7 protein-coding genes are annotated in these 5,290 nt (G+C 67.1%); 2 read left to right on the forward strand and 5 right to left on the reverse strand.

Going from position 1 to position 5,290, the window contains the following annotated elements; all coding sequences use genetic code 11:
- The first annotated feature begins 228 nt into the window (after nucleotides 1–228).
- Nucleotides 229–1,143, forward strand: coding sequence for a hypothetical protein (locus tag ACGF12_RS18435; RefSeq protein ID WP_393030646.1), 915 nt, complete (start codon nucleotides 229–231; stop codon nucleotides 1,141–1,143).
- A gap of 38 nt (nucleotides 1,144–1,181) precedes the next feature.
- Here the strand turns inward: ACGF12_RS18435 and ACGF12_RS18440 are convergent, their stop codons facing one another.
- From ACGF12_RS18440 to ACGF12_RS18460, 5 genes are all read right to left on the reverse strand, one after another.
- Complete coding sequence (locus tag ACGF12_RS18440) at nucleotides 1,182–1,991, reverse strand: aminoglycoside phosphotransferase (RefSeq protein ID WP_393030649.1); 810 nt, start codon at nucleotides 1,989–1,991, stop codon at nucleotides 1,182–1,184.
- 71 nt (nucleotides 1,992–2,062) lie between these two features.
- The gene (locus ACGF12_RS18445; RefSeq protein ID WP_393030652.1) at nucleotides 2,063–2,197 is read right to left on the reverse strand and encodes a hypothetical protein; all 135 of its coding nucleotides are present in this window, start codon (nucleotides 2,195–2,197) and stop codon (nucleotides 2,063–2,065) included.
- Nucleotides 2,194–3,315, reverse strand: a complete 1,122-nt coding sequence (locus ACGF12_RS18450) for a radical SAM protein (RefSeq protein ID WP_393030655.1) — start codon at nucleotides 3,313–3,315, stop codon at nucleotides 2,194–2,196. The genes ACGF12_RS18445 and ACGF12_RS18450 overlap by 4 nt, the downstream gene beginning before the upstream one ends.
- Complete coding sequence (locus ACGF12_RS18455) at nucleotides 3,303–3,539, reverse strand: hypothetical protein (protein ID WP_393030658.1); 237 nt, start codon at nucleotides 3,537–3,539, stop codon at nucleotides 3,303–3,305. Before ACGF12_RS18455 ends, ACGF12_RS18450 begins: the two co-directional genes overlap by 13 nt.
- Nucleotides 3,536–4,054 (reverse strand): ATP-binding protein, encoded by a 519-nt coding sequence (locus ACGF12_RS18460; protein ID WP_393030660.1) that lies wholly within the window; start codon nucleotides 4,052–4,054, stop codon nucleotides 3,536–3,538. The genes ACGF12_RS18455 and ACGF12_RS18460 overlap by 4 nt, the downstream gene beginning before the upstream one ends.
- Nucleotides 4,055–4,252: 198 nt before the next feature.
- Between ACGF12_RS18460 and ACGF12_RS18465 the strand changes: the two genes are divergently transcribed.
- Nucleotides 4,253–5,218 (forward strand): helix-turn-helix domain-containing protein, encoded by a 966-nt coding sequence (locus ACGF12_RS18465; protein WP_393030663.1) that lies wholly within the window; start codon nucleotides 4,253–4,255, stop codon nucleotides 5,216–5,218.
- Nucleotides 5,219–5,290: the final 72 nt, after the last annotated feature.

A 5,290-nucleotide genomic window follows, 5' to 3' on the forward strand; every position in this document is an offset into this window, starting at 1 on the left:
GGCCCTCCAACAAAAACACCCACCCCCCCCCCCCCCCCCCCCCCCCCCCCCCCCCCCCCCCCCCCCCCCCCCCCCCCGGGGCTCCCAAGCCTAATGCGATAAACGCCTTTACCCTAAAAGGCAGTTGCGTCGACAGGTGTCGTGCTACGTTCTGTGCTCAAACAGAAAAAGGCGACCCCGGCAGCGCGCCAACGCTCCGGGGTCCGGCACCAGGAGACAGAACTCCCGATGCGCGTCCATCGTACCGAACACGTACGTCACTTCACCGTGTTGCCCAACTCCGTTCTGCAGTACCGGAAGTTGAGCTACACCGCCCGCGGCCTCCTCGCCGACCTCCTCTCCCGCCCCGACGACTGGCGCGAGGACGGCCGTCACATGGCCGACACCAGCCCCCAGGGCCGGGGAGCAATTCGCAAGGCCCTCAAGGAACTCGCCGATGCCGGTTTCTACCGCGTCGAAACGATCCGGTTGCCCGACGGCACGGTTCGCACCGAGAACCACGTCTACGACACCCCATGGGTGAGGACACCGGCTGCCACCCACCCGGCGCCCGGTGAACCAACCACTGGATGCGCAGACCTCCCTGTAGTAAAGAAACCGGACCAAGAAACCACCCTCCCCCCGCTCCCGGCCACCGCCGCGAATCCGTGCCCGGACCAGCAGCCCACGGCACCGGACGAACAGCTCAAAGAAGCGGTGGCCACCCTGTTCCGAGTGATCCGCCCAGAACCCCGTCTACGCCTGGGCCAATCCGAGGCAGAAGAGCTGGCACCCTTGGTGGCCCAATGGCTGCAACGCGGCAGCACCCCGGCCGACCTGGCCCAAGCCCTGCTCCACGGCCTGCCCACCCCCATGCACTCGGCGGCGGCCGTTCTCGGGTACCGCCTGCACCACAAGATGCCGCCTCCCCGCACCCCAGGGCGCCCTCCCACCGCCCGGTACACCGAATGCAAGGAGTGCCGCGACCCCGTCCCCCGGCCAGGCACCTGCCGCGCCTGCGCCGGCCTCGTGAAGCGATCCGCCACCGGTGGCTGCGCCGCTTCCGTGGCAATCAGAGGCGCCAGTCGCGCTCGCACCGCACTCTCGGCCGCGCGGCCAGCCGGGGGTGGGCCGAGCCGATCGTGGTGCGAAGTGTCGCGCTGACAGTCATCAGCCCGGCTGGTTGACCTGGCTCAGAATGTTCAGCGGCCCTCTCGAAAGCGGGCCCATTGCTGAGCTGCTTGGTTCAGGCCAGCGGTCCAGGGGTCCGGATCGTTTCCCGCGATGTCGGCCCACATGCGGGCCTGAGCTTTCGCGAAGACGTTCACCAGCGCAGGGTCGCCGAGCCTCCAAGCGGGAATCCTGGCAGCCCAGGATTCTGCCGCAACCGGGCTATGGCCGCCCGCAGCGATCAACCAGATCACCCACAGGGCCGGGTCGATCCAAGGGGCCCCACGGGTCGCCCACGCCCAGTCGACCAGAAGTGCCTGGTTCCCCCGGATCAGCACGTTCTCGTTGTTCAGGTCCGTGTGCAGCAGGCAATTTCCGGCGAACCGCGACAGCGTCCCCGAGTCGTCCACGTAGGCTGCCCATCGCTGTTCGGCACGGCGAAGCTCCATCTGGGGGCATGGGGTGCGGCCGAGCCGGGTGAGGGTGTCGACCATCAGTTCCAGGTCCCCGACCACCTTGTAGTCGGCGTGGCGGGCCTCGACGTGCTCGAACGCAACGAGGCTCCAGCCGCCGACCTCCAGATGCCATAGCAGCATGGGAGCGAGACCTGCCACGTAGTGGTTGATCTCCGCCTCGCGCTGCTGTGTCCACACGCGTGGGTGGCTCGACCGCATCCCCTTGACGAAGACAGCGCCGCTGGAGGTGGTGAGCTTGGCGGCGATCTCGGAGTTGAAACCGGCCGAGATGGTCTCCGTGGCAACGATCGGTGTGCCGAGACGGGCGGTGACGCCCTTGTGTACGGATTCGGGCAGGTCTGCCCAGTGAATGCGGGTGGTGGTCACGGTGTCCAGGCTCTCAGAGTCAGCCCGGAGGCCGACGGCACCACCGCCGCCGGCCTCCGGGGGAATTCGCCTTACCGGTACGGGTTGTCGTCGCTGCACCCGGGGAGGGCGTCAGCGCCGAAGTCCTCCATGTTGTCGATGAACTCCAGCGTCTCGTCGTCCTGCTCGTGTCGGGTGGTGGTCAGCTCGACCATGACAGCGCTCATGCTGCGTTTCCTTTCTGTCCGTGCTGGCAGTAGGTGTTCAGTGGTGCCTTCGCCTCCTGGTAGCGCTTGGCCAGCGGCCGGCAAACCGAGCAGTTTCCGGAGAGCTGGCAGCCGGAGCAGCCACCGGTGCGAAGCATGAGGCGGTCGGCGATTCCGCCGAGCCGGGCAAGACCCTGGACGCCTTCGGCCATGAGGTCGATCTGCTCATCGCGACCGACCTTGCAGATCGAGGCCTTTCCGTGCGGGTCGACGTGGAGGAATGTGTGTCCCGCGTTGCAGCCCTCGAACCGTCCGAGCGGCTTCAGGTGGGCCGGTGACTGGGAGGCAAGCGATTCGGCGCCGCCGTAGATCGTCGGCGACATGTGGGTGTACTCCTTGTAGGGGAGCCCGAGTTCGTCCGCCATGGCGCGCATCCGGTCGTGCTCGTGCGCGTTCTGTGCGGTGACGATCAACGCCAGTTGCAGGGGAAGGCCAGCCTCGATCCCGGCGGCCAGTCCGCGCATGACCCGTTTGAAGGTGCCCCGACGACGGGTGAACGAGTCGTACGTCTCCACGGTCGCCCCATAGAGGGAGACGGTGACCCGATACGGCCTACTGGCGGCAAGCGCCTCCAGGACGGCGGGATTCGGCAGTCGCGTGCCGTTCGTCAGGACCTCGATCATCATTCCCAGCTCGTGCGCGAGCCGGCACGAGGCGGAGAAGTGGGGGTCGATGAGCGCCTCGCCCCCCGTGATCTGGAGCCACACGATCCCAGCGTCCCGCAGGATCAGCAGCAGGCGGCGCTTGCCCTCTTCATCCAGACCGGCGAACCGCTTCTCCCCGAGGTAGCAGTGCTCACAGTCGAGGTCGCAGCCAAGGTTGATCTCCCAGCTCGCGCGGCTGTGCCCGTACCTCGGGGCGTCGCGGACCAGGACCGCTTCAGTCGCTGACCGGAGCGCCAGCTCCGTGCCCCAGCGGGCGCGAGCGGCGGCCACGAGCCAGAACGGGAGGTTGGTCGCGGCGTCGCGGGCGCGCTCCAGCTCCCGGAACCGCCGTTCGGGCAGTTCGATGCCTTCCAGTCGGCCCGGTCGCAGCACTACGAAGCTGTTGAGGAACGGACTTGCGATCAGGTCGTGCATTTCCCCTCCGCTGTTGAGCAATTCGGATAGATGCCGGAGTGACGCAGGTGCGCCTCGGCGACCGACTTGATGTAGAAGCGCCTGATCCGGTCCGAGGAGCCGGGAACGCGCACGTATTCGTGCTGCTCGCGGTCGTAGATCCCCCAGCACTCCAGCAGGACGAAATGGGGACTCCGGGAGTCGATCAGGCGGACCTCGTACCGCGACAAGGTGGAGGGAGTCACCGCACGACCTCCGCCTCAGGCTCCTTCTCACAGGTCCGCCCCGGCTGCTCCGCCCGAACCTGAGCCGCGAGAACGAGGGCGGCGAGCCGTGCGTCCCCCGTCACGGTCTGGTCGGGCGCGACTTCGAACCACGCCACCTTGCCCGTCTCCACCGGGTACCAGCCCCAGGAGTGAGCCAATGCCTCCACCAGGAGAAGGCCACGCCCGTTGATGGCCGCGTCGTCGGCCGTGCTCCTGTCCGGCGGCCTCGGACTCGAATCCGAGACCTGAACCCGCAGGCGCACGCCGGTCCACCGGACTGCCACACGACACTGTTCGCCCGTGTGCTCAACGGCGTTGGCCAGCAACTCGTCCGCACACAGCTCCACGTCGCGCGCCGCATCTTCCGTTATGGGGACACCCCAGGATCGAACGAGTTGGACGACCTCTCGGCGGGCCAGAGGCACCGCCCCGAGGTCTGCCTCGACGTCCCATTCACAGAGCACCGGCACAATCACGGTGTTCAGCGGACTCATAGCCGTTCCACTCCAAGCCGAAGCCTCGGCGACCATGCGCCTTCGCGCGTTCTCGTCGCGGCACGCTTGCCGCGCTACCCAGGAAACAAGAGGGAGTTGGCGCGAACCAGAGCAATTCGGGTGCGCCTCTGATGCATACTCGATGCACCAGGAGCTCTGACCTGGACCATTGCTTCGGCAGAGCGAAGGGCAACAGGCATGGCGGCCACCAGGCAACAGTTGGCACGACAGCGAAAGGCCCTGGGCTACAGTCAGGAGAGGTTCGCCGAAGCGCTCGGCGTCGACCGCTCGACGGTCGCCCGTTGGGAGCGCGGCGAGACCGAGCCGCAGCCCCACCTCCGGCCCAGGCTCGCCCGGCTCTTGAAGGTCACCACCGCGGAGCTCGAAGCCCTACTCCGGCCGCGGCCGCACGACGGTGATCCGGTAGCGGCCCTTCCGGAGGCAGGGGTCATCATCTCAGCCGACTCTCCGGCTCCCTGGATCTACCTAGATGCGGATCAAGTTGACGAAATGAACCGTCGCGAGTTCCTTCAAATGCTGAGCATCACCGGCACGTTGGTCACGCTGCCGCCCCTCGGCTCGGGGCAGACTGTGGAACCGGGCGGTCCGTCCGCCGCCGATTCGGGCGTGCACGGCCAGGTGAACGCGCACCTGTGGCAGAGCTTCTCGTTCGCCCGCGCCAAGTCGACGGTCTACCCGATGGTTCGAGAACAGCTCAGCGCGCTCATCGAGGCTTTCGAACGGACCCAGAACGTAGCTGGGCACAAGCAGCTCTGCATCCACTCTGCAAACCTCTTCCAGCTTGCCGGCGAGATCTTCTTCGACAGCAACCGCTACACCGATGCCTCGCACTGCTACGCCCTGGCCTCCAGTGCCGCTCGCGAGGCCGGCGCCTATGACCTCTGGGCCTGCGCCCTGACCCGGCACGCCTTCATCAGTCTCTACGAGCGACGGTTCGACAAGGCAATCCCCATGCTGCATGCCGCTTCAGAGGTGGCCAAGCACGGGGAGCGGGAACTCTCGACGCGCCACTGGGTGGCCGCCGTACAAGCCGAGGCCTTCGCCGGCCTGGGAGACCTCGACTCGTGTGACCGGGCTCTGGGATTCGCCGAACAGGTCCATTCCCTGGGCGGGCAGGTTCACAATGAGGAAGTTTCATCGTGATTCGTGCAGGTCATCGGCCCTGGCGTGACGAGCGGTTGGGGTGCTCGCGCAGTTCATCAGGGTGATCGTCGC

Source organism: Kitasatospora sp. NPDC048296, assembly GCF_043201815.1.
GTDB lineage: Bacteria > Actinomycetota > Actinomycetes > Streptomycetales > Streptomycetaceae > Kitasatospora.

What these genes read in the sequence shown, in the direction of transcription:
- ACGF12_RS18435 (WP_393030646.1), top strand. Translation starts at nt 229, where the DNA reads ATGCGCGTCCATCGTACCGAACACGTACGTCACTTCACCGTGTTGCCC.
- ACGF12_RS18445 (WP_393030652.1), bottom strand. Translation starts at nt 2,197, where the DNA reads ATGAGCGCTGTCATGGTCGAGCTGACCACCACCCGACACGAGCAGGAC.
- ACGF12_RS18450 (WP_393030655.1), bottom strand. Translation starts at nt 3,315, where the DNA reads ATGCACGACCTGATCGCAAGTCCGTTCCTCAACAGCTTCGTAGTGCTG.
- ACGF12_RS18460 (WP_393030660.1), bottom strand. Translation starts at nt 4,054, where the DNA reads ATGAGTCCGCTGAACACCGTGATTGTGCCGGTGCTCTGTGAATGGGAC.
- ACGF12_RS18465 (WP_393030663.1), top strand. Translation starts at nt 4,253, where the DNA reads ATGGCGGCCACCAGGCAACAGTTGGCACGACAGCGAAAGGCCCTGGGC.